At 28.5% G+C, this 25896-nt stretch carries 23 protein-coding genes and 1 riboswitch; of the genes, 8 read left to right on the forward strand and 15 right to left on the reverse strand.

Going from position 1 to position 25896, the window contains the following annotated elements:
• Positions 1-80: 80 nt before the first annotated feature.
• The gene (locus T514_RS0108180) at positions 81-299 is read right to left on the reverse strand and encodes a helix-turn-helix domain-containing protein (RefSeq protein ID WP_027624341.1); all 219 of its coding nucleotides are present in this window, start codon (positions 297-299) and stop codon (positions 81-83) included.
• 302 nt (positions 300-601) lie between these two features.
• Here T514_RS0108180 and T514_RS24160 point away from each other — a divergent pair, with 302 nt between their 5' ends.
• On the forward strand, positions 602-1144 hold the full coding sequence (locus tag T514_RS24160) for an RNA polymerase sigma factor (protein WP_084284433.1): 543 nt from the start codon (positions 602-604) through the stop codon (positions 1142-1144).
• A 3-nt stretch (positions 1145-1147) separates the two neighbouring features.
• Positions 1148-2713, forward strand: coding sequence for a DUF4179 domain-containing protein (locus T514_RS0108190; protein ID WP_027624342.1), 1566 nt, complete (start codon positions 1148-1150; stop codon positions 2711-2713).
• A gap of 110 nt (positions 2714-2823) precedes the next feature.
• On the opposite strand, the gene T514_RS0108195 is transcribed toward T514_RS0108190, so the two are convergent.
• Both T514_RS0108195 and T514_RS24165 read right to left on the reverse strand, forming a co-directional pair.
• The gene (locus T514_RS0108195; RefSeq protein WP_027624343.1) at positions 2824-3468 is read right to left on the reverse strand and encodes an HDIG domain-containing metalloprotein; all 645 of its coding nucleotides are present in this window, start codon (positions 3466-3468) and stop codon (positions 2824-2826) included.
• A 233-nt stretch (positions 3469-3701) separates the two neighbouring features.
• Positions 3702-4166, reverse strand: coding sequence for an FMN-binding protein (locus T514_RS24165; RefSeq protein WP_051541932.1), 465 nt, complete (start codon positions 4164-4166; stop codon positions 3702-3704).
• A 172-nt stretch (positions 4167-4338) separates the two neighbouring features.
• On the opposite strand from T514_RS24165, the gene T514_RS0108210 reads away from it, so the two are divergent.
• Entirely contained in the window at positions 4339-4593 is a 255-nt protein-coding gene (locus T514_RS0108210; RefSeq protein WP_156939842.1) for a hypothetical protein, read from the forward strand.
• Positions 4594-5696: 1103 nt separating this feature from the next.
• Here T514_RS0108210 and T514_RS0108215 read toward each other — a convergent pair.
• The 7 genes from T514_RS0108215 to ribD form a co-directional block, all read right to left on the reverse strand.
• Positions 5697-6380, reverse strand: a complete 684-nt coding sequence (locus tag T514_RS0108215) for an ABC transporter ATP-binding protein (protein ID WP_027624345.1) — start codon at positions 6378-6380, stop codon at positions 5697-5699.
• A 2-nt stretch (positions 6381-6382) separates the two neighbouring features.
• Positions 6383-7627: an ABC transporter permease gene (locus tag T514_RS0108220; protein ID WP_027624346.1), complete on the reverse strand. Its 1245-nt coding sequence runs from the start codon at positions 7625-7627 to the stop codon at positions 6383-6385.
• A 2-nt stretch (positions 7628-7629) separates the two neighbouring features.
• Positions 7630-8721: an ABC transporter permease gene (locus T514_RS0108225; RefSeq protein WP_027624347.1), complete on the reverse strand. Its 1092-nt coding sequence runs from the start codon at positions 8719-8721 to the stop codon at positions 7630-7632.
• Positions 8722-9287: 566 nt separating this feature from the next.
• Positions 9288-9749 carry a 6,7-dimethyl-8-ribityllumazine synthase gene (gene ribH / locus T514_RS0108230; RefSeq protein WP_027624348.1) on the reverse strand — a complete coding sequence of 154 codons (462 nt, stop codon included), beginning with the start codon at positions 9747-9749 and terminating at the stop codon, positions 9288-9290.
• 46 nt (positions 9750-9795) lie between these two features.
• Positions 9796-11004, reverse strand: coding sequence for a bifunctional 3,4-dihydroxy-2-butanone-4-phosphate synthase/GTP cyclohydrolase II (locus T514_RS0108235; RefSeq protein ID WP_027624349.1), 1209 nt, complete (start codon positions 11002-11004; stop codon positions 9796-9798).
• 133 nt (positions 11005-11137) lie between these two features.
• Positions 11138-11788, reverse strand: coding sequence for a riboflavin synthase (locus tag T514_RS0108240; protein WP_027624350.1), 651 nt, complete (start codon positions 11786-11788; stop codon positions 11138-11140).
• A 228-nt stretch (positions 11789-12016) separates the two neighbouring features.
• Positions 12017-13180 (reverse strand): bifunctional diaminohydroxyphosphoribosylaminopyrimidine deaminase/5-amino-6-(5-phosphoribosylamino)uracil reductase RibD, encoded by a 1164-nt coding sequence (gene ribD / locus T514_RS24170; RefSeq protein WP_084284438.1) that lies wholly within the window; start codon positions 13178-13180, stop codon positions 12017-12019.
• 299 nt (positions 13181-13479) lie between these two features.
• Positions 13480-13593, reverse strand: a riboswitch (FMN riboswitch).
• 236 nt (positions 13594-13829) lie between these two features.
• On the opposite strand from ribD, the gene T514_RS0108250 reads away from it, so the two are divergent.
• Genes T514_RS0108250 through T514_RS0108260 form a run of 3 tightly spaced genes read left to right on the forward strand, consistent with a single transcriptional unit; the run spans position 13830 to position 16422 of the window.
• On the forward strand, positions 13830-15152 hold the full coding sequence (locus tag T514_RS0108250; protein ID WP_027624351.1) for an amidohydrolase: 1323 nt from the start codon (positions 13830-13832) through the stop codon (positions 15150-15152).
• The gene (locus tag T514_RS0108255) at positions 15152-15973 is read left to right on the forward strand and encodes a DUF3100 domain-containing protein (protein WP_027624352.1); all 822 of its coding nucleotides are present in this window, start codon (positions 15152-15154) and stop codon (positions 15971-15973) included. The genes T514_RS0108250 and T514_RS0108255 overlap by 1 nt, the downstream gene beginning before the upstream one ends.
• A 2-nt stretch (positions 15974-15975) precedes the next feature.
• On the forward strand, positions 15976-16422 hold the full coding sequence (locus T514_RS0108260) for a LysO family transporter (protein ID WP_027624353.1): 447 nt from the start codon (positions 15976-15978) through the stop codon (positions 16420-16422).
• 90 nt (positions 16423-16512) lie between these two features.
• Here the strand turns inward: T514_RS0108260 and T514_RS0108265 are convergent, their stop codons facing one another.
• The 5 genes from T514_RS0108265 to T514_RS0108285 all read right to left on the reverse strand — a co-directional run bounded on the left by T514_RS0108265 (position 16513) and on the right by T514_RS0108285 (position 22871).
• Positions 16513-17706 carry a membrane protein gene (locus tag T514_RS0108265; RefSeq protein ID WP_027624354.1) on the reverse strand — a complete coding sequence of 398 codons (1194 nt, stop codon included), beginning with the start codon at positions 17704-17706 and terminating at the stop codon, positions 16513-16515.
• A gap of 118 nt (positions 17707-17824) precedes the next feature.
• The gene (locus T514_RS0108270; RefSeq protein ID WP_027624355.1) at positions 17825-19576 is read right to left on the reverse strand and encodes a sigma-54-dependent Fis family transcriptional regulator; all 1752 of its coding nucleotides are present in this window, start codon (positions 19574-19576) and stop codon (positions 17825-17827) included.
• Positions 19577-19726: 150 nt separating this feature from the next.
• A complete protein-coding gene (locus T514_RS0108275; protein WP_027624356.1) occupies positions 19727-21073 on the reverse strand; it encodes a chloride channel protein in 1347 nt (448 codons plus the stop codon).
• 98 nt (positions 21074-21171) lie between these two features.
• Positions 21172-21597, reverse strand: a complete 426-nt coding sequence (locus T514_RS0108280; protein ID WP_027624357.1) for a YaaR family protein — start codon at positions 21595-21597, stop codon at positions 21172-21174.
• Positions 21598-21704: 107 nt separating this feature from the next.
• Entirely contained in the window at positions 21705-22871 is a 1167-nt protein-coding gene (locus T514_RS0108285; protein ID WP_027624358.1) for a WD40/YVTN/BNR-like repeat-containing protein, read from the reverse strand.
• A 321-nt stretch (positions 22872-23192) separates the two neighbouring features.
• Here T514_RS0108285 and T514_RS0108290 point away from each other — a divergent pair, with 321 nt between their 5' ends.
• Positions 23193-24308 carry an ABC transporter ATP-binding protein gene (locus T514_RS0108290; RefSeq protein WP_027624359.1) on the forward strand — a complete coding sequence of 372 codons (1116 nt, stop codon included), beginning with the start codon at positions 23193-23195 and terminating at the stop codon, positions 24306-24308.
• A gap of 14 nt (positions 24309-24322) precedes the next feature.
• A complete protein-coding gene (locus T514_RS0108295) occupies positions 24323-25867 on the forward strand; it encodes an ABC transporter permease/substrate-binding protein (protein ID WP_034868560.1) in 1545 nt (514 codons plus the stop codon).
• Positions 25868-25896: the final 29 nt, after the last annotated feature.

A 25896-nucleotide genomic window follows, 5' to 3' on the forward strand; every position in this document is an offset into this window, starting at 1 on the left:
ATATGAAAATTGCCATAAACACTATTTTTACATAGCATTTATGGCAATCACTATATACAAATCCTTAAAGGATAGTTTGTCTAATGTACAATCAAATCATCTAATTTACAACATAGTATGTTCGCCAGTACAACAACTTTTTGTAAACTGGGGTTCTTCTTATCTCCTCTCTCAAGTTCTTCTAAATAAGATTTTGAAATCGAAGTTAAATACTTAGAATTCTTAGTTAGGTTCTCAACATCAGAAGCAGTATATCCTAATTTTAATCTGTACTCCCTTATTTTTTTCCCATCTAACATTTAAAGACCCCCTTATTTAATTATATAGGTTCCTTGACCTTATTATATCATGTTTACTCCTAAAATTATATATGTATTTTATAAAATTTATATTATAATTTGTTAATTTTATATAAACATACGTATCATTGCGAATTTTATTTAATTAGCATCCATTAATATACGTATGTATATATTAATAAATAGTTGTTATTGAAACTTTTACCATGGTTCGCTACTCTAATTAGTAGGCATATGAAATAAAATTATTTATTAAATTAATCTATGATTTTTTGAATATGCCTTAGAAAGGAAGTGAGGATATGGAAGTTAGAAATATATTAAACTTTACTAAGGGAAAAGGAACTATAGTAAAAAAAATTAAAACACAGGGCTTCTCCCCTATATATGACTTTGTCCAAAATAATAAAGACTCCTTATATAAAATAGCTTGGTCCTATGTGAAAAATCATCATGATATAGAAGATATTTTTCAAACCACAATTATTATAGTTTATGAACACATAGATGATTTAAAAAAAGAAGAATACTTTAAAAGTTGGTTTACATCTATTTTAATAAATGAATGTAAAAAACTTTTAAGAAAAAATAAGAGGATAATTGATGAAGACTATTCTTCCATTGGATATTCAAGTTTTTCACTAAGTGAAAATGAAATAGATCTTCAGATATGCTTAAATAAATTAGAAATAATTTATAAGGAACCTATAATCTTAAAGTACTATGGTGGATTTACTCAAGAAGAAATATCTAATACTTTAGATATACCTATAGGAACTGTAAAAAGCAGAATATATAGAGGGCTGAAGTTATTAGAAAAATATATGGAAGATAAGGAGGGCTAATTTATGGATTGTGAAAAAATAAAAGATTTATTTATAGATTATATAGATGGCACCTTAGATGAAGAAGCAAAATTATTAATCCAAAATCATATAAATAGCTGTACTAACTGCAAAAATGAACTTTATAAATTACAACAAATTCACACATCACTTAAAAAATCATCTAATAAAATAATTGCTAATGAAAATTTTATAGATAATATAAAAAATAAAATTGACAAAAGTTCTGTGGTAAATAGAAAAAAAATTAAAAGATTTAGAGTAGCTTTAATTGCTTGTATAATATTAACTTTATCTATCTTTACAGTAATAGCCTCTGAAGATGGATTTATAGAACTTATTAAAGCCGTTACAAAAGTAGAATCCTTAAATAAAAATGTTGAAAAAGGTTATGGAGATATAATTAATTCTTCTAGTATTGATAAAAATATAAAAGTAACTGTAAAATATGCAGTAGCTGATGATTTGGGAACAGCTATCTTCTATGAAATAGAAGATTTAGATAAAAACAAAAAATATACTATGGAGTTGAATAAAGAATCTTTTGATGTAAATAAATATTGGACTACTGATGTTATCGATGCTTCTGATAACTTTCCCACTTCAAGTTTATTTAATCTCTATAATGAAAAAAATAATATCTCTTCAGAAAAGCTGGCATTACCTGCTATAAAATCTTCTGAAGAAGAAATAAATTTAAAAATAAATAAACTTATTTCAAAAGATGATAAAAAAGAAATTTCAGGGAATTGGAGTTTTAACTTCAAAGTAAAAAAACACCCTATTAAAACCTACACTATAAATAAGGAAGTTAATATAGATGGCTATAATATAAAATTTACAACTATTAAAATCGCTCCTACTAAAACTCTTTTAGGATATGAAGTTACAAATAAAAAAGATGGTGAAGAATTCCGTACTTTAAATAATATTAACTTGAAATATAAAGATAAATATTTACCAACTACCATATTTGGTGGAAGTTATTCAAATTCCAGTGGAGAAATTCCTTTTGAATCAATATACTTTATGAATCCTGATAAGATAAGTATTAATATAAAAAATTATGTTATTGAAATCCCTAGGGAAGAAAGTTTTATTATAGATCCTAATAAACCCTTTCCACAAAAATTTAAATATTTAGGTAGCACACTAAGTGTAACTAACATGATTTATAAAGGAGAAAATTTATATATAGATATTAATTATGGTCTAGATAATAGAAAATTTGAAATACTATATTTTAAATATGATGTATTAAATAAAAACTATCAATTAAATGAAAAATATTCATTAAGAAGATTATTCTCTACATCTGATGGAATTTTTATGGATCAGTATAAAAATAAATATTCTTATTTTGAAGGTTTGAACATGATATTTAATAATACAAATAAAAAACTTTCCTTATATGTAACAACTTCCAAATCAGAAGGCAATATATATGACAATAAATTAAAGGATACACTAAAAAATGTAGAAAATTTAAATTTACCAATAAAAATAACTGTAGAAAGTTATACCAGCACTAACTTTATAGATAAAAAAATAAATGTAAAATTAAAGTAGACAAAATAGGGGCTGTCGCATTAAAAAATTTACATACAATATACTGTTTTGCAAGTTTGAAATTAACACAATATATTGTAGGATTTATTCTTAGTACGACAGCCCCATTTTTACACAGTTAACATGTTTTCAGCTCTTTCTTTTGCCTTTTTTAAAAACCTTTCTATACTTTCCTTTTCTTCCTTTGCCTTTTCCTCTGTCATTTCTCCTCTGCCAAGTCTATCACAAACTGCAAGTAGACCTATTTCATCTGCTGAAACTTGCTCTAACATTTTATCTAATTCACCAAAAGGCATATTTTTCGCTATAAATAATGGCTGCATATGCCATCTTACTAAAATGGAAACCTTTTTTATGAAATCTTTATCATCAGTGAACTCTTGTAAAAATTTTATGACCATCTCTGCTCCTACTTTATCATGATCATAGGAGGTTAGCCTTCCTTTTCTAAGCTTAGTAGTAGGAGCTTTTCCAATATCATGAAGCAAAGCAGCCCACATAAAAATCCGCTGATTTTCACTTAAATGTTTATTTTCCGCTGCTTTATCTAATACCATCATGGTATGCTTCCAAACGCTTCCTTCAGGATGGTGTTTAGGACTTTGTTCTACTTTTATTAAATCCCATAAAAAGGTCAATGGATATATATCTTTAAATTCTCCACTTCTAGCTAGAGTCTCAAAGTATAAAGAAGGTTTTTCATCCTGTAAAAGGTGTTTATCAAAATCTAAAAATATTTCTTTTTTATCTTTCATAATAATCTTCCTTTATTTTTTAGTTTCAGGAACAGGCTGCTGATTTTTATTTCTCTTTTTAGTTTCATAAGTTGGATTTTCATTTGGAGTAGGTCTCTTCATTCCTTTTTTAGCCATTTCAATTCCTCCCTTATATTATCTCACTATGAAATAGTATTTTAAATATATTTTTTACTTTTACTTATGTTTAATACATGGATAAAATAACTATAACAAATTTTATCTTCTCTATACTATTTTAATTGAATAATAACTTCTTTTTGATCTCCTTTTTTAGCATTTTTTAATGCAGCTTTTGCTAAATTTTTAAATTCTTGTGTTGAAACTGTAGCTCCCGATATATTATCAACTTTATCAATATCTCGCTTATTAACTAAATCTTTCCCTAATTTAGGGCAAAATTCATTTGGTGCTGTTTTTGAAACAGGCTTCATTTTTTCATTATATGTTTTATCCTGAGATTTTCTCTTATTGTCCTTATTTAAATAATCAAAATCTACATTATCAATTTTGCTGTTCTTAACTTGAACTTCTACATAACCTTTCCAGCCATATTTATCAAATTTGTCATAAGTAGCTTTATATTTTCCATCTTTATAAGTTGTAGTCCCTTGTTGTCCTTTATTTGTACTTCCACATCCAACTAATAATAATAAGGATAAAATACATAAAAATATATTCCTTAATATTTTTTTCATTAGAATTCCTCCCATATTAATTTATATAATAATTATATATTTATTGTTTCCTAATCTTTATTTCATATGAAACATTGCTTTAAGCAATACCATTACCATATGTATTATAAATTATAATAAGTCAAAAGGGCTTATTGGAGATATATTCTTTGAGACTCATAAAGTGTATGGTATGGAGACTAAGGAAGACAATTTATACATATATCTTGTTTCCTCTATTCAAGGATATGTTTTTACAGATGATAAATTAAAAACTGGTAGTGGTTCTTGTTCCCCAGTACGTTTAATTCTAAAAAAGGATGATCATAAATTTGTAGAATATAAAGAACCTCTAGATGGGATGGAATTAAATAAATCACTAAAAGAACTATTTCCTGAAAAATACTATAAATGGCTTCAAAGTATACAAACTCTCAAGACTTATTAGTTGCTGAAAATAAAAATAAGGCAATAGAATGGTTAAAACAACATGGTAAAAACAAAGATTCACTGATATTGCCATAAAAACATAATTTTCATGATAAATATTAATGAAAAAATACAAATGATAATACCTATAATATAGAATAGAATTATAATTATTTCACGTAGTTCACGATAATGCATGAAATTTTTTACATGATGAGAAACAAAATAATATATAAATGTAATAAAAAATACATATCTATTAGCCCATTAGTAGACATTATGTATTAAATTGCATTTTTGATTCATGCTATTCAACGCATTTTCATTGATATATAACTATTGATTTGTTAAATATATATATACCATCCAAGATTAATTGAGGACTAATCTTACCTCTTAACACTAAACTTTTAGTAACGACAATATTGTAAATTTATACATATGCCATTATATATATTTAAAAGTAGGCAATAATTATTACGGATATTATGATAAAAAATTTAAAATTGTTCGTTTTTCCAACATTTTTAAAATAATTTCATTAATATATGTTGATTTATTTTATAATCTTAATTTTTTAATATATGAGTATATTAGTTACATTTGTTTTTTTCTACTTGTGGTATTACTGGGGATATCATAATAAATTAGGGTTTAGAAATGGCTTAATTGTTCGCATTATAGAAGCACTTGATGGTATACTATGATTAATTTTATCTATATTAAACATAAAACAATCAGATGGACCATCCTTATGGTTTATGTATTTATGGATAGGGACTTTGAACTTTATAATGGAATATTTATCTTCTAGTAATATCTCTAACTTTATTCTTCATATGTCTATACCAATAGTAATATTACTCACTTCTATAGGTTAATATATTGGAAAAAGAGGATTTTTATTAAAATCAAAATAAAATTATTGCTTAAGCTGTTTACAATAATAAATTGTGAACAGCTTTTTGGGTTTGATGTTTAGTGATAATAAGAAACATTGTAGTTTTTAAAAACTAAGATCACAATAATTAAATCAAATAAATTTTCACACCATTATCACCATCGCAACTTTTTAAATTAGATATTAATAAATTGAAAAGCTCATCATATTTAGTTAAAATATCATTTAATTATAGTATCATTTTTTAAATAACCATCTTCTATTTTTATAATTCTATCACATTGATTAGCTATTTTTATATCATGTGTTACTATAATAATAGTTTTACCTTCTTTATTTAAGTTTTTAAAAATATCTAATACATTTTGACCAGTTTTCTGATCTAGTGCTCCTGTTGGTTCATCTGCAAGTATTACCTCAGGATCATTTACTATAGCTCTTGCTATAGCAACTCTTTGGCACTGGCCTCCTGAAAGCTCTGTTATATTTTTATTTATTTTATCTGTTAGTTCTAATTTAGAAAGTATATTTTCTATTATATATTTTCTATTCTTATAACTTGTTTTTGAATATTGTAAGGGTATTTCTATATTTTCAAATACTGAATAATCATTAATTAATGCAAAATGTTGAACTACAAATCCAAAAGTCTTATTTCTTATTTTAGCTAGTTCAATATTTTTTAAATTATCAACTTTTTTATTATTTAATATATAATCTCCACTGGTTATTTTACTTAGTGTGCCTATTATATTTAGTAAAGTAGATTTACCAGAGCCTGATGGGCCTATAATTGAAATTAACTCCCCTTTATTAATAGTTAAGTTTATATCATTTAATGCAGCTATTTTATTATTTTTAGAGCCATATATTTTATTTACTTTATTTAATTTTATAATTTCCATATCTATTCTTCTCCTTTAATTAGATGATCAATATCTAAATTAAATATTTTTATTAGAGGAATTATTGCTGATATTATAGAAATAAACATCATTATTATGAATAGAATAATAATGTTATCTATATTTATTAAAGCTCCATACTTACGATATATAAGAGTGAATGTTAGCGCATAGGAGGATAAAAATAAAATAAATATTTCAAGATATGAAATTATAGCAATATCACACAATGTACCTCCACTCATAATATGTATTCCATATTCAAATTTTCTTTTATTTATAGCTTCTAATAATGAAATGATAAATGTTGCACATACAAATATAATTATAGTTATAGAAGTTACAGATACTATTCTACGTTGTTCTTCAAGTACCTCTGTATCTTGTTTCATATATGAAGATAAATCACGTATACCTGGATAACTTACTCCTTTTATATTATTAAACATTTCTTCTATATTCTTTAAATTTTTATCTATCTCAACTTGGCTAGTACCTTTATCAAACAATATATAGTTCCCATTGAAAAGAGAGTAGAGATATAAACTAAATCGATCATCATAGATTGAGTCAGTAGAAATAATATAATTATTTAAATTTATATATCTTTTGTCTGGTTCACGTATATCACCTGGACTAAGCTGATCCTTCTCAAGAATTCCAATTATTTTGCATTTAAACTTTGATTTAAGCCAACGTATATCAAGTTCATCTCCTACTTTAAAATACTTACCATAATTTGCTCCAACTACAATTGGAATTTTATAATTTTCTTTTCCAACAAATTTAAATTCATTATCATTAAATAGCCTACCTTCTTTTACTTCTAAAGGATATGTGTTTAAATACTCTTTATTTATAGTCATATTGTTAGCAATAAAATATGTTTCATTATCAATTGTCCATTTTTGTCTAACTCTTTCAAATTCATTGTAATTATCAAAAACTTTAACATACAGAGTTACTAATACATTTTTTAAAAAAGTGTAATCAGGACTATTTTCTAATTTATTAAATGCTTTTTCCATAGAAGAAAAGTTAATATTCTTACTAACATGATCCACCTCTAGTGAATAGGCCAGCTTGTCCTTAAAAAATCTTTCAACTTTAGATGTTTCAGCGTTTATAGATTTGTTTAAATTTATATTTTCGTAAATAGAATAAAATCCAAAAGTTAACTGTAATATAATTAAAAATGAGTAAAAAAATCTTCTTGATAGTCCTTTAATTGCATATTTAATCTTCATAACTAAACCCGTCCTTTAATAAGTTCATTTATTTCAATTTTATTTATTTTCAACATTCCTATAAGTATAATAATTACACCTATAATAAATATAAATATAATAGAAACAAGAAGATTTATAATATTTGTGATGTTATATTGTATTTTAAGTACATGGGTGTATATTAAAATTTTATTAAATAAGAGGCATATAATTAGTGAGAACAAGGATACAATTGAATAATTTTTAATTATATGCAAAATAATATTTTTATTTGAGGCTCCATACATTTTTCTTATCCCAATTTCTAAAGTTATTTTATCTAACCAGTAGGATGTAGCTTTTATAAGACTTAAAATAATACATACTATTACAAGCGAAAAGTTACGTAATATAAATCGAGAATTTGATATAGCGCTTATTAAAGGAGTGGTACTTTTATCACTTTCAATTATTTTAACAGGATTATTACAGTCTTCATTTATTTTATTCATAATTTTATTTAAAGTATCCTTATCTTTTAAAAAACTATCTAAAATCCACCCTTGTAGTAATAAACCCTTATCTTTTTCATTAAAATCACACCTTAAATTATATAAAATACGTGAATCGTATAAAGTATCAATATGCTCCTCTCCAATTATGCCTATAACTAAAAACTTTTCATTACCTCTATATATATATTTTTTATTATTTTCAACCTCTATATTTCTAATTAATTTTTTACCTATTATTGCCATATTATCTTTGCTTTTAAAGTCATCTTTTGTAAAAAATCTTCCTTCTAACAAATTATACTCATTTTTATAAAAACCATTAAAGTATATACCAAAGGATGACGTTCCAGGGTAGAAAGCTCTACCACCATCATGAATTAAAACTATATCTTTATTGGATTGTATTTTTTTTAAAAAGTTTAACATATTTTGAGATGTAAAGTTTTTTTCATTGAAGTCAAATGTAACATTATTAATTGTTTTGAAGTTATTTGCTTCCATCATTGTTCTATATATTTTCTCTATATGAACTATACTTATTGATATAAAAATTAATATAGAGATAATACATAAACTTAAAAATTGAGTTTTTCTAAGAATTCTTTTCAACATTTTCATAATATGCCTCCAAAAGGTATTAAATTACCAATAAGAAAAATTAGATTTTTCTTATTGGTAATTTAATTTAAAAACTACGGCTAGTCGCGATGAATTGCATGCACTTCAGTGGCAGATAAATTTCCTGGTTTACATAAACTCGTGGTTTGAGCATAACCATTGCCTACCGCTTTTTTACCCCACTCACCACCCATTCTTATTTGAGTACTAATACTATGGCCATTGAGACCGCAGGCTGATAATGCATATGTTTGATTTGCATTTGTATTATGAGTTATTACAATAGTTACATCATGTACATCACTACCACCCTTATCGCATGCTGCATCTCTCTTTGTGTAATACTCATCTACAAAAAGACTATGTCTCCATAAGCAAATACTGGTGAAGATACCAGCGTAGCTATTAATCCTATGTATTGAATGTCATTTTAAGTGTATTAATGTCATTCAATGCATATTTATTGACATTAAACTATCTATTTGTTAAGGGTCTGTCACACTAAAAAAATTAGTGCGACAGACCCTTTGCTTTTACTTCATTACTTTTAAAATTTCAACTCTAAATTATAGTTCTTTTATTAAATTTGCCATTTCAATAGCAGTAACTGCAGCTTCGTAACCTTTGTTCCCTGATTTTGTTCCTGCTCTCTCAATAGCCTGCTCAATATTTTCTGTAGTAATTACTCCGAATATTACTGGTACTTCTTCATCTAAAGATACCTTTGCTATTCCCTTAGTTACTTCTCCTGCAACAAGTTCATAATGAGAAGTAGCTCCTCTTATAACTGCCCCTAAACATATAACTCCATCATATTTTTTAGATTTAGCCATTTTTTTAGCAATAAGAGGTATTTCAAAAGCACCTGGTACCCATGCTATTTCTACATCCTCTTCTTTTACTCCATGTCTTTTAAATGCATCTAATGCTCCACTTAAAAGCTTGCTACCAATAAATTCATTAAATCTTCCTACCACTATTCCAAATCTTAAACCCTCTGCAATTAATTTTCCTTCATACATTTTCATTTTTATTCCTCCCTAGAATTTTATATCTCTACTATATTTAAGTTTATTATTCATTATCTAATGTTAATAAATGCCCCATTTTTTCTTTCTTGGTTCTTAAGTAAAATTCACTTTCTTCATGACAGTGCATTTCTATAGGTACTCTATCTACTATTTCTATACCATACCCTGAAAGTCCAGATACTTTTTTAGGATTATTTGTCATAAGTTTAACTTCTTTAATGCCCAAATCTGCAAGTATTTGAGCACCTATACCATAATCTCTTAAATCTGCTGGAAAACCTAGTGCTATATTAGCTTCCACTGTATCCATACCTTTATCTTGAAGAGCATATGCTTTTAACTTATTTATAAGCCCTATTCCTCTTCCTTCTTGTCGCATATATACTAAAACTCCTCTACCTTCTTTAGCAATAGCTTTCATTGCTGCAGCATATTGATCCCCACAATCACATCTTATAGATCCTAATGCATCCCCAGTAAGACATTCTGAATGCATTCTAACAAGTACTGGTTCTTTACCACTTATATCTCCTTTAACTAAAGCCACATGATGTTCACCATTTAGTTTATTTACATATCCATATATAGTAAATTCACCATATTTAGTTGGCATTTTTGCCTGAGTTACTCTTTCTATTAATGATTCATTTTTTCTTCTATATGAAATAAGATCTGCTATAGTTATTATTTTTAAATTATGCTCTTTTACATACTCCATAAGCTGAGAAGTTCTAGCCATAGTTCCATCTTCATTCATAATTTCACAAATTACTCCTGCTGGATATAGTCCTGCTAATGCTGCTAAATCCACTGAGGCTTCTGTATGACCTGCTCTTTTTAATACTCCTCCATCCTTAGCTTCTAATGGGAATATATGTCCAGGTCTTTTAAAGTCTTCTTCTTTTGCTTGTGGATCTAAAACTTTTCTTATAGTAGCTGCTCTTTCAAATGCTGAAATTCCTGTAGTAGTTTCTTTAGCATCTATGGATACTGTAAATGCAGTACCATTACTATCTGTATTTTCCTCTACCATTTGTCCTATATTTAACTGTTTTAATCTTTCTCCTATTACTGGCATACATATAAGTCCTCTACCATACTTAGCCATAAAATTAATAGCTTCTGGTGTAACCTTTTCCGCTGCCATAATTAAGTCACCTTCGTTTTCTCTATCTTCATCATCTATTACAACTATCATTTTTCCTTCTTTTATATCTAAAATTGCTTCTTCAATAGTATTAAATTTAAACATAGTTAATATCCATCCTTTCAAAATTTGAGTTGAATTTTAAATTATAGATTTTCTGTAGCAAAGCGTAAGAAAATCTTCATTTACTATTCTCTCTTCATTCTTAATTCTTCACTTAAAAGATCCTAATGGTCTTTTAACAAAATCCATGCTGACTTAAAAAATTTAAATCTAATGTGGTTTTACTCTCTTCTTTAACATTAAAGCCTATTAATTTCTCTACATATTTTCCAATAAGGTCGCATTCTAAGTTAACCCTATCTCCAGTTTTTTTGCTTAAAAGAGTAGTTTCTTCTCCTGTATGAGGTATTATAGAAACCTTAAACATATTTTTATCCACATATGCTACAGTTAAACTCACACCATCAATAGCAATTGAACCTTTGTGAATAATATATTTTAAAACTTCCTCCTCTGCTTCCATAGAAATCCAAACTGCATTATCCTCTTTTTTAAACTCTTTTATCATTCCAGTACCATCTATATGACCACTTACTATATGCCCTCCCAATCTATCGGAAAGCCTCAATGCTCTTTCTAAATTGACTTTACTTCCTATAGATAAATTGTTTAGACTACTTCTTCTCATAGTTTCTGGCATAACATCTACTGTAAAGCTACTACTTGTAAAATTGGTCACTGTGAGACAAACTCCGTTCGTTGCTATACTATCCCCTAGCTTTACATCTTCTAACACTTTTTTAGCTTCTATAGTAATACTAGCTGACTTTGTTCCTCTATTTATCCCCTTAATTATTCCTATTTCCTCCACAATACCAGTAAACAAAACTTCCCACTCCTTTTATTCAGAGTATAGATTACAGAGTACAGAGATTATTGAAATTTTGCTACGCAAAATCATCTATTACTTATTATCTTTTCTATGTTATTTTTTTATTTCTTACTCTTTTCTCTACGCTCTGTTCCCTTTCATCTATTGTCTTCTCTCTATTATTTTTAACTCTTAGCTTTTCACTATTTTGTCCCTGATTCTATGATCTATCATCTATTATCTTTACTCTATACTCTTTGATCTATGATCTATACTCTTATGATCTATGCTGTTATGATCTGTACTCTGTTCTCTAACCAAGCTTCCTTCTATCAAAATATCTTCATCAAATCTAGTTATACTTATGTCTTTCAAATTTATAGCATCTTTCATAAACTCTATTCCATCTCCAGCTACAGAAGTTTTTGCTAAAGCACCTCCTATTATTTTAGGAGCTATAAAATTCATAACTTTATCTACTATTCCTGCCTTTAGTGCTGAATAATTTAAAGTTCCTCCTCCTTCTAAAAGTACACTATCTATTTTTTCTTCTCCTAATCTCTTCATAAGAAAATTCAAATCTACTCTACCTTCTTTAATAGGAGTAATTATTATTTCTCCTCCCAATTCTTGTATCTTACTCAAACTTTCCTTTGCTGCCTTTTCTGTAGTAGCAATTATTGTTCTTCCTTCTTCTTTAAATACTTTTGAATTAAGAGGTATTCTTGCAGTACTATCTACTATTATTCTTACCGGATTTCTCCCTTTTATATCCTTAAGCCTAGTAGTTAAACTTGGATTATCTTTTATTACAGTATCTACTCCCACCATGATTGCTGAAAGTCTATGCCTAATATAATGTACATATTCTCTTGATTTTTCATTTGTTATCCATTTAGAATCTCCTGTTACTGTAGCAATTTTTCCATCTAATGTACTGGCAGTTTTCATTATACAAAATGGTTTTTTTGTAGTTATATAATGTATAAATACTTCATTTAATTTTTTTGCCTCTTCCCCTAATAGCCCCACTTCTACTTCAATACCGTTATCTTTTAGTATTTGTATTCCATTTCCTGCCACTATCGGGTTTGGATCTACCATAGAAATTGTAACTTTCTTTATACCTTTTTCTATAATGGCTTTAGCACACGGTGGAGTTTTTCCATAATGAGAACAAGGTTCCAATGTAACATACATATGATCTCCTGTTACATCTTCCTTAGCACTATTAAAAGCATTTATTTCAGCATGCGGTCCTCCATAAGCCCTATGATATCCTTCTCCTATTATTCTTCCATCCTTTACTATAACCGCGCCTACCAGTGGATTAGGATTTACAGCACCTATGCCTAGCTTTGCCAACTCTAAAGCTCTTCTCATGTACTTTTCTTCCACATCATTCATCTCCCATATATAATTTGCCCTTCAGGAAAAATCTAAATATGAAACTATTTCTTTATTCATTGTTTACTATTTAAAATGAAAAAATCCCTGAAATTTCTTTCAGGGATTAAAAAATACAAACTTAAAAAATTACAACATAATTTTTAGTCAATAATTGCCACAAAACTACTAAAATAGCTTCTCTTCTCGCACTACAAAAAACTCAAATTAAAAATTTTTCATAATACCAATGAAAATAAATTCTATTTCTCTGTGCTCTATTATCTGTACTCTAAAAAATTACCACGTAAATTTTTCGCGCTTTCCTTCTTTCATCCAGACTTTACTGTCGGCCCTGGAATTTCACCAGATCTGCCTTTCGGCTGGCGGGCTTTACCGCCGGTATGGAATTTCACCAAACCCTGAAGGACTAATTTTATTTAATTTTCAGCTTAAGAATATCATTTTTTATTTATACTGTCAATTACTATTTTTAGAATATTTGTATTTATACGAATTTGAGCATATTATTGACATAATATACTCAAACATATAGAATGTACTTAGTACGTTAATTAAACACACTTGTTTTTAAAAGACAGACATATTTGAAAAATATTAATTTTTATATTATTAAAATAATTCTTTATTAAAAAAGGTGGGATAAATTATGACTGTAGAAGAACTAAAGAAATTGGTATGTGAAACCATTGATAAAAATTCTGATAAGCTTATTACATTGGCAAAAAATTTAGAGGAAACTCCTGAATTAGGCTTTAAAGAAGAAAAAACTGCTGAAAAAGTTTGTAATTTCTTTAAAGAATTAAATATTTCTTATAGAGATAAACTAGCTTTAACAGGTGTAAAAGCTAAATTAAAGGAAAACTCATCTGGTCCTAATGTGGCAATACTTGGAGAATTAGATGGAGTTATATGTTTTGATAGTCCAAAAGCTAATAAAGAAACTGGTGCTTCTCACACTTGTGGTCATAACCTTCAAATTACTACAATGCTTGGAGCTGCCCTTGGCCTTAAACTATCAGGAATTGAAAATGAACTAGCTGGTAATGTAACATTTATGGGTGTTCCTGCAGAAGAATATATAGAAATAGAATATAGACAAAAGCTTAGAGAAGAAGGGAAACTTCATTTCTTAGCTGGAAAGCAAGAACTTATATATAGAGGAGAATTGGATGATATAGATATGGCTATGATGATGCATTCTTTAAAGAATTGTCCTGAACCTACTGTAGCCATAGGAGAAACTAGTAATGGATTCCTGGGAAAAACAATAGAATATATTGGCCAAGCTGCCCATGCTGCTGAAGCTCCTCATAATGGAGTAAATGCTCTAAATGCTGCTATGCTTGGTATTATGGGAATAAACGCTTTAAGAGAAACCTTCAGAGATGAAGATTCAATAAGAGTTCATCCAATTATAACTAAAGGTGGAGACACTGTAAACAGTGTTCCTTCAGATGTAAGAATGGAAAGCTATGTTAGAGCTAATAATGTAGATGCCATGAAATTAACTAATGAAAAAGTAGATAGAGCATTAATTGCTGGTGGATATGCCATGGGTGCTAAAACTATAATTAACACAATACCTGGTCATCTTCCATTAAAATGTTCTAAACAGATAAACTCCTTATTTGAACAAAACAGCAAAGCTTTACTACCTGAAGATAAAGTTATAGATGCAGGTCACTTTGCTGCCTCTACTGATATGGGTGATGTTTCAAACCTTATACCTTCAATACATCCATTCATAGGGGGAGTATCTGGAGCTTTACATACAAAAGATTTTAATGTTGAAGATTATTATGGAGCTTGTATACTACCTGCAAAATTAATGGCAATGACAGTAATCGATCTTTTATATAATAATGGGGAAAAGGCTAAACAGGTTATTGACTCCTTTACTCCTACTTTTAAAAATAAAGAAGAATATATTAATTTCTTAGAAAACTGTTTTGAAAGGAAGGTTCAATAATGAAGAACTGGAAAAATCACGCATTAGTTCTTATATTAGTTATTATCGCCGAACTTATAGGTGTTATTAAATATCAATTTGGTCCTGGTACAATAGTACTTTTACCAATGCTTTATGCATTGATATTTGGAGTACTTTTATGCCCTAAATTCTTAAAAGTTGTAAATGATAAGGATATGAAAGATGCTGGAACTTTAATTACTGTATCCTTAATGCTTTTAATGGCAAGATACGGAACAATGATAGGACCTACTTTACCAAAGATAATAAAATCTAGTCCTGCTCTAATACTTCAGGAGTTTGGTAATGTTGGTACAGTATTTTTAGGAGTACCTCTTGCAATAATGCTTGGATTAAAAAGAGAAACCATTGGTGCTGCGCATTCTATAGCTCGTGAACCTAATGTTGCTTTAATTAGTGATATATACGGCCTTGAAGGCACAGAGGGACAAGGCGTTATGGGAGTATATATTTGTGGTACTGTTTTTGGAACTGTATTCTTTGGAATTTTAGCTAGTTTTTGTGCTGCTTATCTTCCATTGCATCCATATTCCTTGGCTATGGCATCAGGAGTTGGAAGTGCTAGTATGATGACTGCGGCAGTTGGATCTTTAAGTGCCATGTATCCTGATATGAAAGATACTTTAGCTGCCTTTGGTGCTGCAAGTAATATGTTATCTGGACTAGACGGATTATATATGTCACTATGGGTATCACTTCCTTTAACTGAATGGTTATATAAGAGATTTTATAAAGTAAAATATGGAGTAGAAGCTCCAAAGATAGAAATTTCAAAAGTAAATCCTTCTGAGGAGGCTTAATTATGAAGATTAAAGATTCTCTTTTTATATTAGTTTTAATAGGAATTCTTTCATTAGTAGGAAATATGATTGGTCCAAAAAATAATATTTTTGAAGCTATACCAGGAATGCTTATTTTAATCGGAATATCTATTGGAGGAATTTTCCTTGCTAAAATTATTCCAGGCAAAATTCCTGCTGTTGCATATATTGTTACTTTAGGATGTATTGTTACTTATCCTGGAATACCAGGTGCTGAAATGATTTCAAAATACATTTCAAAAGTGGATTTCTTAGCCCTTACTACACCTATACTTGCATATGTTGGTATATCTATTGGTAAGGACCTAGAAGCCTTTAAAAAATCTGGTTGGAGAATAGTAGTTGTTTCTATTTTCGTATTTACAGGAACCTACCTAGGCTCCGCTGTAATTGCTCAATTTATTTTAAAATTCTTAGGCCAAATCTAAAAATTTGATATAAAAAACCGTTTTTCTAAAAAAGGGATCTGATTCCACCTATTTATAATCAGATCCCTTTTTTATTTATCTTTTTAAAAATTATAATAAATTAGTAAAAATTCCTGCTATTATAACAGATGTTATGGTTACAGTTACAAACCCACCAACTATCATTTGAGGAAGCATATTGTCCATTAAATACTTTTTTTCTTCTTCATTATTAGCTAATGCTTTGGAAGCTTCTTCTGTTAAAACATAATTAGGTGGAAAACCATACAGAGCTGTTAGTGATGTTGCAAAAGCCATTTCTTTTGTCATTCCTAGAAGTTTTCCTACAAGTATCGAAGTTATTGCCATACCTATAACCCCTACTATAATTATTAAGAAAAGTGGACCTGCTATTTGTGCTAGCATTTGTGGAGTTGCTTTTGATAAAGCTCCAAATATATATACCATAAGTATAAACATTAAAAATCCAAAAGAACCCGATGCATGTAAAGAATCTCTATCTAAAAATCCTAATTCTTGAAGTATTATTCCAAAAACCAAACATAGTACAAAGGGAGATAATTTGTTGTTTGTTAGTGCTGCTACTTTAACTGCTAAATATGAACTAAAAGCCATTTTAGCAAATATGGTAGCCGTAGTATTATATTTAGCTGGTATAGGTGGAATTAATTTTTTATTCTCTGCCTTCTTTTCTATCACAGCAGACGCTTCTGCTATAGATTTCATTTTTTCATTTTCTTCCGTACTATTATACAACTTTAACAACCTCTTGCCTTCCCTTTTTAGACAAATTGCTGTTAATGGATACCCTGCAAATCCTTGCATTACATACATTACAATAGCTAATATTGATGCTAATTCAAGCCCTTTTTTTGCTGCTGCTTCCTGCATCATTAGTGCTGCTACAATTCCTCCTGTTAATGGTGGCAACCCTGATACTACATATTGCTTTCCGATTAATGGAATACATATTAGTAAGCATGCAACTATCATTCCTACTAATCCTGCTAAAGTAATCACTATAACTTTCCATTGCCTTATAAGTTCCGATACACTTATGATAGTTCCCATATGAGTGATACACATGTACATAGCTATTGAAGCTACTGGCATACCAAATCCAGGAATATCAATTAAGTTTTTAGGTAGACACGTCCAATATCCTGCTAGAAAAAGAACTGCTACTACAAATACTGAAGGTATCCACGCTTTTGTTTTAGTTCCAATAAAATCTCCCAAAGCAAAAATTATCCCGATAATTAAAAAGGCAGCTACTGGTGACATTTACATCCTTCCTTTCTTTAGGCATATTCAAAAAATATTTCAACTATTATTTATTTCATATGCCTTATTATATTTTTACTATGTTTGTACAATATTTTTACAAACATAGCTTGAAACTTTAATTCATTTCCTCCAACTTTCTGTAAAGGGTAGCTGTACTTATTTTTAATTTTTTAGCTATAACTTTTTTTGCTTCAGTATTATTTCCATAGTGATTAATAAATTTATTTATCACTTCCTTTTCATATGATGTTACCATTTCTTTAAGTCCCACTTCTTCTAAAAAATCTTCTCTATAATTAACTATCCTCTTCTTTATCACTGCTTCTCCTATTAATTCATCCTTTTCAAAATTGATAGCATATTCAATAACATTTTGCAATTCTCTTACATTTCCAGGAAAAGAATAGTTTAATAGAATTGCTTTACTACCTTGTGTGAATCCTTTAATAGATTTGCTATAAATTTTATTGAATCTATCTAAAAAATAAGTAGCCAATTCTATTATGTCTTCTCTTCTTTCTCTTAAAGGCGGTATATTTATAGGTATAACACTTAATCTATAAAATAAATCCTCTCTAAATTCTTTTTTCTTTATTTTATCAATTAAATTCTTATTTGTAGCCGCTATTATTCTACAATCTATCTCTATAGGTTTTATACCTCCTACTCTTACAATACTTTTTTCTTCTAATACTCTTAAAAGTTTTACCTGTAAATGTAGAGGCAAATCTCCTATTTCATCTAAAAATATAGTACCATTTTTAGCAGTTTCAAATTTTCCAATCTTTCCGTTAGGATTAGCTCCAGTGAAAGCTCCTTTTTCATATCCAAATAATTCACTTTCTATTAAATTCTCAGGTATCGCTCCACAATTTATAGGAAGAAATAATTCATTTTTTCTATCACTTTCTCCATGAATAGCTCTTGCAAATAGCTCCTTACCTGTACCACTTTCCCCCAAAAGTAACACTGGAGCGTTTCCTTTAGCAATATGCTTTGCCTGTTCTTTTACCTGAACAAAGTTTGGACTATTTCCTATAAGTTCTTCAAAACCATAGTTATCCCAGTTTCCACTTATTTTCAAAACAGATCTCTGCAACTTATTAAAATCCTTTAAAGTAATAACAGCACTTACCATTTCCTTATCCATATGTATAGGAACTAAAGACAATAAAAATTTATATTTACCTTCTTTTACTTTTATATTTACTTCTTCTTCTTCTAGTCTATAGTTTTTTTCTTTAAATTTATTTATAATAAACAGTGGCAATATTTCTTCAATATTTTCACCTATAATATTTCCTTTTCCTAGTTCATTTTTTATATACTCATTAACAGATAATATAGCATTATTTTTATCAATAATTATAATTCCCTCGTCTACAGAATCAATCACTGTTAGTAATTCAACAGATTTATATTTTAATTTATTTGAAATAGCATTTTCCTTAACACGTGAAGATATAAGCTCACTTAATCTTTTATCAAAATCCTTATAGCTTTCCTGTTTTTTTAGGAAAATATCTTTTTGTTTTTCCGAAAAGGCTATCATTCCTATGACTCCTTCAACTTTCCCCTCTATTATTATAGGAAAGCAAACTTCTGCCTTTTCCTTGCAATTACTATTTGCTTCACAAAGTAAACAATCCTCACACTTTACAGGATTACTTATAAAATAACTTTTCCCTGTTTCTATACATTTTTGAAAAACTGAATTTTTAGGCCCCTTTGATCCAATTTTATTTTTCAGTTTACCTGTACCTGCAATTCTTTTAAGGTTCTTATCCATGATAGTTACATCTATATCCACAATTGCTTTAACAGTTTCTGCTATTTCCTGAAGCTCGTTTTGTATTTTTTCTATCATCTATTAAATAACCCCTTTTTAATAAATTTCAATCTTATAGACTAGTATATTCAACAAAGTTCTCCAATATCCTTTCGTAGAGAAAAATAATAAAAAAACAAAAGTGGAAACTTCTTCACAATATTCATAAAAAACTATCCACATTTCCACTTAATTATTTATATTATCTTTAACAATTTTCTTTAAGATATGATTCTTAATTATAAAACGTTTATCCACTTTACCTATTTCACAATCTGTGTCCATAAAAAGTGAAGGGGTTTTACTCTTAACTATTATTTGGGTTGGATATATACTTTTATGCCCTACAATTAAATAAGAAATAACACAAACAATTGCTGCATACATGCCTACTTCGGAACCAAAAAGTTCCATAGACATAACTATTCCCGCAAGAGGAGTATTTGCGCAACTTGCTAAAAAAGATACCATTCCTACTGCTGCATAAAATGTTGCACTTCCATTTACTATATGTGACCAAACACTTCCCGCAGTTGCTCCAACATAAAGCATTGGAGTAAGTATTCCACCACTTCCTCCAGAACCTAATGTAATAGATGTAGTTAAAGTCTTCCACAAAGACGCAAAAGGACTAATAGTTTGTCCCTGAACTGCTCTTTCTATTACTTCTTCTCCTATTCCCATATATGCTTCACTGCCTGTAATTAAAACTACTAGTATTACCAATAATCCTCCTATTATCCCCTTCAATGGTGCATATATATTGATTTTTTTAAAACAATTCTCTATAAAATTTACAAATCTTATAAAAAACATTGCAAGCACACCTATAAAAATTCCAAAAACTATCATTCTCAGTAGCATTACACCTGTGCTAAATTCCTTCATATTTATAAAATATTGAATCAAAGGCTTTGTTCCTAAATATCTGCCAATAAAGAAGCTTACAAATGCGGATATAAGTGACGGGAATAGAGCTAGATATGAAAATTGCCCTATATATAAAACCTCAGCAGCAAACACTGCTGCTCCTACTGGTGAACCAAATACCCCTACAAATCCAGATGCTATACCACATACTACTACTCTTTTTCTATCAATATCATTTAATTTTAACATTTCTCCAATCTTAGATGATATTCCAGCCCCTATTTGAGTTGCAGGCCCTTCCATGCCAACAGAACCACCAAAAATTATAGTAATTAGAGTAGTTAAAAGTTTCACTGGTACAACTTTTATATTCATCTTTCCAGAGTTCTTATTTACTGCTTCTATAGCCTTTTCTGTACCATGTCCTTTAGCCTCAGGAGCTAACTTTAAAACTATGTAGCTACTTAAGAAAAAAGCTAATGGCATAAATAAATAATAATATTTATATCTATGAGTAAAACTTGAGGCTGTACCTACTAATTTAATAAATACTGCTGTAGCACCACCAACTACTAATCCTATTATTACAGATAAAAATAACCACTTAATCATACTGGCTATTAAAACATATTCCTCTAATACATCTTTTTTCATGCTTTTATTCATAAAATCACCTCCCTTTTTATATTAACATAATACTTATTTTATTTTCAAAAAAAATGGATAAGTAGCATTCTTGACTACTTATCCATATAATTTTTTCTTTATTTATATATATCCACTAACAATCCTGCTATTTCATCGATACTGCTTGCTACATCCAAATTTTCTTTTTGATCTCCTAAAAGCATTTGTGTAAGTTCCTCTAATTTTTGATCTACAGTTTCTACAGTAATAAAATATTGCGTCTGCCAAAAACTTATATCCTTTTTTATACTATACATATAGCTTAAAACAGACTTCAAATATTCCCTTATCATTTTTTTGTAAGCAGCTACATCTGCATAACACTTTGTTACTGCTAACCTATTCCCCTTCTTCTTTATTTCCTCAAACATTTCCTTTAATTCTTGTTCTGACTTTCTTTCCCTTGCAAAATTAAAACTCTGAGAAAAGTCCTTTTTATTTGTTATAGTCTTATTATCACTAGATCTAACTGGAGTGTTATTACCTACTCTAGATATTTCCATAGTTAACCCCTCACAATACCACTAAAAGTCTATTATACTATTATTATATATTATTTTGTATCAAAAAGCATGATAGATTAAATTATTTTTTAAATTTAATCCACTATTTACCTTAAAATCTTCCACGTTATTCCTTTATCTTTTGTAGTATATATTTTATTGTCTATTAACATAAAGCCATTATTTTTATTTACAAATTGTATCTTTTTATTTTTAAGTTCTATGTCACTTCTTATTTCCTGTAAATCCTTATCATCGTTTTGAAGTCTATATATTTTATTTCCACTGTTATCTTTGATCCATATTATGCCATCGCCATCTATACCATAATCTATTTCTATAAATGGCTTCATTTCAATAGGTATTGTAGGTATCCAGCTTTCCCCTTCATTAATACTCTTATAAAAAATTATTATAGAACTCTTCCCATTGTTTAATTCTACAGGTAGATACACTTTCTTACCTGACTTTGTAAACACAGGTGGATAAGTACTTAAAAGAGCTCCCTTAATGTTTTCATATCCCTTTGGAATTTGCAATTTCTGTAGATTCCAACTCACGCCTCCATCCTTAGTTTTATATACTATAGGATAAGTATTACTAGCTTTCGTAGTATACCATCCTAAATTTTTGTTCTTAAATTCCACTCCTGTAACAATTTTTTTCTCACTGCTTAATAAAGAACTACTTTCCATCTCCATAGGAATGTTATCATTATATATATTACTCCAGCTTTTTCCCCCATCTATAGTTTTATATAAACTATTTTCGATGCTATTTTTATCTTTAGCCGCTGCTAACATTACAAAAACATTATCCTTGTCTATTACTTTTATATAAATGCTATAGTCTTTTTCTTTTCCAAAATTCTTTAATCCTAGAACACTTTTATCCCAGCTTTTTCCTCTATCAATAGTTTTATAAATATTAATATTGTTTTCTTTTCTATATGCTATAAAAGCAATATTTTTATCCAAAAACTTATATGCTTTATCTCTATTATTCTTGCCATTAGTAGTTGACGCTAATATAGATTTTAAGAACTCATCTTTTATGTTGGTGTTATTCCAAGTCTTTCCTTTATTTACTGTAGTTAATACTCCTTCTTTGGCAATTGCCCAGCCATTTCCTCTATCTACCATATAAAAATCTAAAATATTATATTCATCAATTTCTTTCTCTTTGCTTTTAATTTTATTTTCTTCTGCCATTCCACAAGCTGTTCCAAAAGAAATTAAACTTATTATTAACAATATCCATAAATACTTCTTCATGTTTCCTCCTATTTTTCTCATTAAATAAAAACATCAGTTATTATAATTATTCCATATTTTACATTTTTTATTTAATATAAATATTAACTTTATATTAATAATAATTATATATTTATTGAACTACATAGGATTTTAATGTTATTTACAGTTATATTAAATAATATAACTATAATTTAATTACAGAAGCCTATATAAAAATATTTAATTATATTTAAATTTATTTAAATACAATTGAATTTCATCCAATTTTACAAGTAACATCTTTAGTGATATAATAAAGTTGTTACTTTTCCCGATAATTACAGACTAGGAGGTATGAAAATGATAGAATTTATAAATGTAAATAAAAATTTCAAAAATACAAAAGTATTAAATAATATAAACCTAAAAATTAATGATGGAGAATTCTTAGTACTTATTGGTCCAAGTGGTTGTGGTAAAACTACTTCCTTAAAAATGATAAACAAGTTAATAACACCTTCTTCTGGAACTATTTTAATTAATGGTGAAGATATATCTAAAAAAAATACAATAGATCTCAGAAGAAACATTGGCTTCGTCATACAACAAACAGGACTTTTCCCTCATATGACTATAGGTGAAAATGTTGAGCTAGTACCATATTTAAAAAAATGGCCTGAAGAAAAACGAAAATCTCGTTCAAAAGAATTATTAGATTTAGTTGGACTAGATCCTGATAAATATCTAAATAGATATCCCAGTGAATTGAGTGGCGGTCAACAACAAAGGGTTGGTGTAGCAAGAGCCTTAGCCACAAACCCAGATATAATTCTAATGGATGAACCTTTCAGTGCCTTAGATCCTATTACAAGAAATTCGCTTCAAGAAGAAATATTCAAACTCCAAGACGAACTTAAAAAAACCATTGTTTTTGTTACTCACGATATGGATGAAGCCCTAAAATTGGGTGATAGAATATGTATTATGAAAGATGGAGATATTGTTCAATTTGATACTCCTGAAAATATACTAAGAAATCCTTCTAAAGGTTTTGTAGAGGAATTCATAGGTAAAAATAGGCTTTGGGACAATCCTGAATATATTAAAGCTGAAGATATAATGATAAGAAACCCTGTAGTTTCTTCACAACATAGAACTTTACTTCAAGGAATTAAAATAATGTCTGATAATAAAGTGGACAGCCTACTTATAGTAGATAATCATGATAAATTGCTGGGAATAGTTACTTCAAAAGATGTAAGAAAACATATAAATTCTTCGGGTATTAAACTTAGTTCAATTATGAGTACAGATTTAGTTTATGCTAATAATGAAGACTCTATATCTAATGTGTTAAAAATAATGAATGAAAATAATGTAGGTTTTATTCCTATAGTAGATAAAGCGAATACTTTAAAAGGGCTAGTAACTAAAAGCAGCCTAATAACAGTATTCGAAGAAAAACTTTTAGAATAAGGTTGGTGACACTAATGAGTTTAAATAAATTTTTTGATTTTATATTAACAAAAAAGGCACAACTGTTATCTCTAGCTTTAAAACATATTCAACTTTCCGCATTAGCAGTAGTAATTGCTATATTAATAGGTATTCCTTTAGGTATATTAATATCTAAAAAGAAAAAATTAGCTCCTCCAGTTATAGGACTAGCTAACATATTACAAGCTATTCCTAGCTTAGCATTAATGGGATTTTTAATTCCATTTTGGGGAATTGGTGAAACCCCTGCTATAATTATGGTTTGTCTATATTCTCTTTTACCTATAATTAAAAATACTTATACAGGTCTAAGTAATATAAATCCAGCTACCATAGAAGCTGGAAAAGCTATGGGAATGACAGAAACTCAACTTCTTAGTATGGTAGAACTTCCTTTAGCTCTTCCAATAATAATGGCTGGTATCAGAATATCTGCTGTTACTTCTGTTGGTCTTATGACTATTGCAGCATTCATAGGAGCTGGTGGTCTAGGAAGTTTAATCTTTACCGGAATACAAACTGTGAATCCAGAAATGATCCTAGCTGGTGCTATTCCAGCATGTATATTAGCTCTTCTTATGGACTTTATTATTGGTAAAGTAGAAAAAATAGTAGATCCTAAAAATAAAAATAATAAAGGAAGTAAAAAAATTATTGGAATTACAACTATTGTTCTTATAATAGCCTTGATAGTTCCTATGTTCTCTGGAATATTTAAAACAAAGAATACTATTACAATTGGAAGTAAAAGCTTTACTGAGTCTAGACTACTTGGTAACATATACGCTATCTTAATTGAGGAAAACACAGACTTAAATGTAGAAAGAAAATTTGATATGGCAGGTACAGATGTGCTTTTTAAAGCTACGGATATGGGTGAGATAGATATGTATCCCGAATATACTGGTACTGTTCTAGTAAACATTTTAAAGCAAGATGCTGTATCAGATCCTGATAAAACTTATGAAATAGCTAAAAAGAATTTAAAAGAAAAATATAATATAGAATTGTTAAAACCCCTAGGCTTTAACAATACTTACACTTTAGCTCTAAAAAAAGACACTGCTGAAAAATATAATTTAAATTCTTTTTCTGATTTAGCTAAAGTAAGTAAAAGCCTTACCTTAGGACCTACTATGGAGTTTATAGGAAGACCTGATGGACTAGTAGGCTTACAAAAAAAATATAATATGCAGTTTAAAGAAGTAACAGGCTTGGATGCTGGTTTAAGATATAGTGCTATAACTTCTAACCAGATAGATGTAACAGATGCTTTCTCTACAGATGGATTGTTAGAAGCCTTTAAGTTAAAAGTTTTAAAGGATGATAAAGGATTCTTTCCACCTTACTATGCCGCTCCTATAATTAGAAGCGAAGTGTTAAAAAATAATCCCAAGTTAGAAGAATTATTAAATAAACTAGCTGGTAGTATAACTGATGAAAAAATGAGGAATTTAAATTATCAATGTGACAAATTAGGCAAAGATCCAGAAACTGTTGCAAGAGAGTTTTTAAAATCTCAAAACTTAATCAAATAGGGACGGTTAATTTTCTCCTATCATCTATT

Source organism: Clostridium lundense DSM 17049, assembly GCF_000619945.1.
GTDB classification, from domain to species: domain Bacteria; phylum Bacillota; class Clostridia; order Clostridiales; family Clostridiaceae; genus Clostridium_AO; species Clostridium_AO lundense.

Coding starts and splice junctions, on each gene's coding strand:
- T514_RS0108180 (WP_027624341.1), bottom strand. CDS start 299: ATGTTAGATGGGAAAAAAATAAGGGAGTACAGATTAAAATTAGGATAT.
- T514_RS24160 (WP_084284433.1), top strand. CDS start 602: ATGGAAGTTAGAAATATATTAAACTTTACTAAGGGAAAAGGAACTATA.
- T514_RS0108190 (WP_027624342.1), top strand. CDS start 1,148: ATGGATTGTGAAAAAATAAAAGATTTATTTATAGATTATATAGATGGC.
- T514_RS0108195 (WP_027624343.1), bottom strand. CDS start 3,468: ATGAAAGATAAAAAAGAAATATTTTTAGATTTTGATAAACACCTTTTA.
- T514_RS24165 (WP_051541932.1), bottom strand. CDS start 4,166: ATGAAAAAAATATTAAGGAATATATTTTTATGTATTTTATCCTTATTA.
- T514_RS0108210 (WP_156939842.1), top strand. CDS start 4,339: ATGGAGACTAAGGAAGACAATTTATACATATATCTTGTTTCCTCTATT.
- T514_RS0108215 (WP_027624345.1), bottom strand. CDS start 6,380: ATGGAAATTATAAAATTAAATAAAGTAAATAAAATATATGGCTCTAAA.
- T514_RS0108220 (WP_027624346.1), bottom strand. CDS start 7,627: ATGAAGATTAAATATGCAATTAAAGGACTATCAAGAAGATTTTTTTAC.
- T514_RS0108225 (WP_027624347.1), bottom strand. CDS start 8,721: ATGAAAATGTTGAAAAGAATTCTTAGAAAAACTCAATTTTTAAGTTTA.
- ribH (WP_027624348.1), bottom strand. CDS start 9,749: ATGAAAATGTATGAAGGAAAATTAATTGCAGAGGGTTTAAGATTTGGA.
- T514_RS0108235 (WP_027624349.1), bottom strand. CDS start 11,004: ATGTTTAAATTTAATACTATTGAAGAAGCAATTTTAGATATAAAAGAA.
- ribD (WP_084284438.1), bottom strand. CDS start 13,180: ATGAATGATGTGGAAGAAAAGTACATGAGAAGAGCTTTAGAGTTGGCA.
- T514_RS0108250 (WP_027624351.1), top strand. CDS start 13,830: ATGACTGTAGAAGAACTAAAGAAATTGGTATGTGAAACCATTGATAAA.
- T514_RS0108255 (WP_027624352.1), top strand. CDS start 15,152: ATGAAGAACTGGAAAAATCACGCATTAGTTCTTATATTAGTTATTATC.
- T514_RS0108260 (WP_027624353.1), top strand. CDS start 15,976: ATGAAGATTAAAGATTCTCTTTTTATATTAGTTTTAATAGGAATTCTT.
- T514_RS0108265 (WP_027624354.1), bottom strand. CDS start 17,706: ATGTCACCAGTAGCTGCCTTTTTAATTATCGGGATAATTTTTGCTTTG.
- T514_RS0108270 (WP_027624355.1), bottom strand. CDS start 19,576: ATGATAGAAAAAATACAAAACGAGCTTCAGGAAATAGCAGAAACTGTT.
- T514_RS0108275 (WP_027624356.1), bottom strand. CDS start 21,073: ATGAATAAAAGCATGAAAAAAGATGTATTAGAGGAATATGTTTTAATA.
- T514_RS0108280 (WP_027624357.1), bottom strand. CDS start 21,597: ATGGAAATATCTAGAGTAGGTAATAACACTCCAGTTAGATCTAGTGAT.
- T514_RS0108285 (WP_027624358.1), bottom strand. CDS start 22,871: ATGAAGAAGTATTTATGGATATTGTTAATAATAAGTTTAATTTCTTTT.
- T514_RS0108290 (WP_027624359.1), top strand. CDS start 23,193: ATGATAGAATTTATAAATGTAAATAAAAATTTCAAAAATACAAAAGTA.
- T514_RS0108295 (WP_034868560.1), top strand. CDS start 24,323: ATGAGTTTAAATAAATTTTTTGATTTTATATTAACAAAAAAGGCACAA.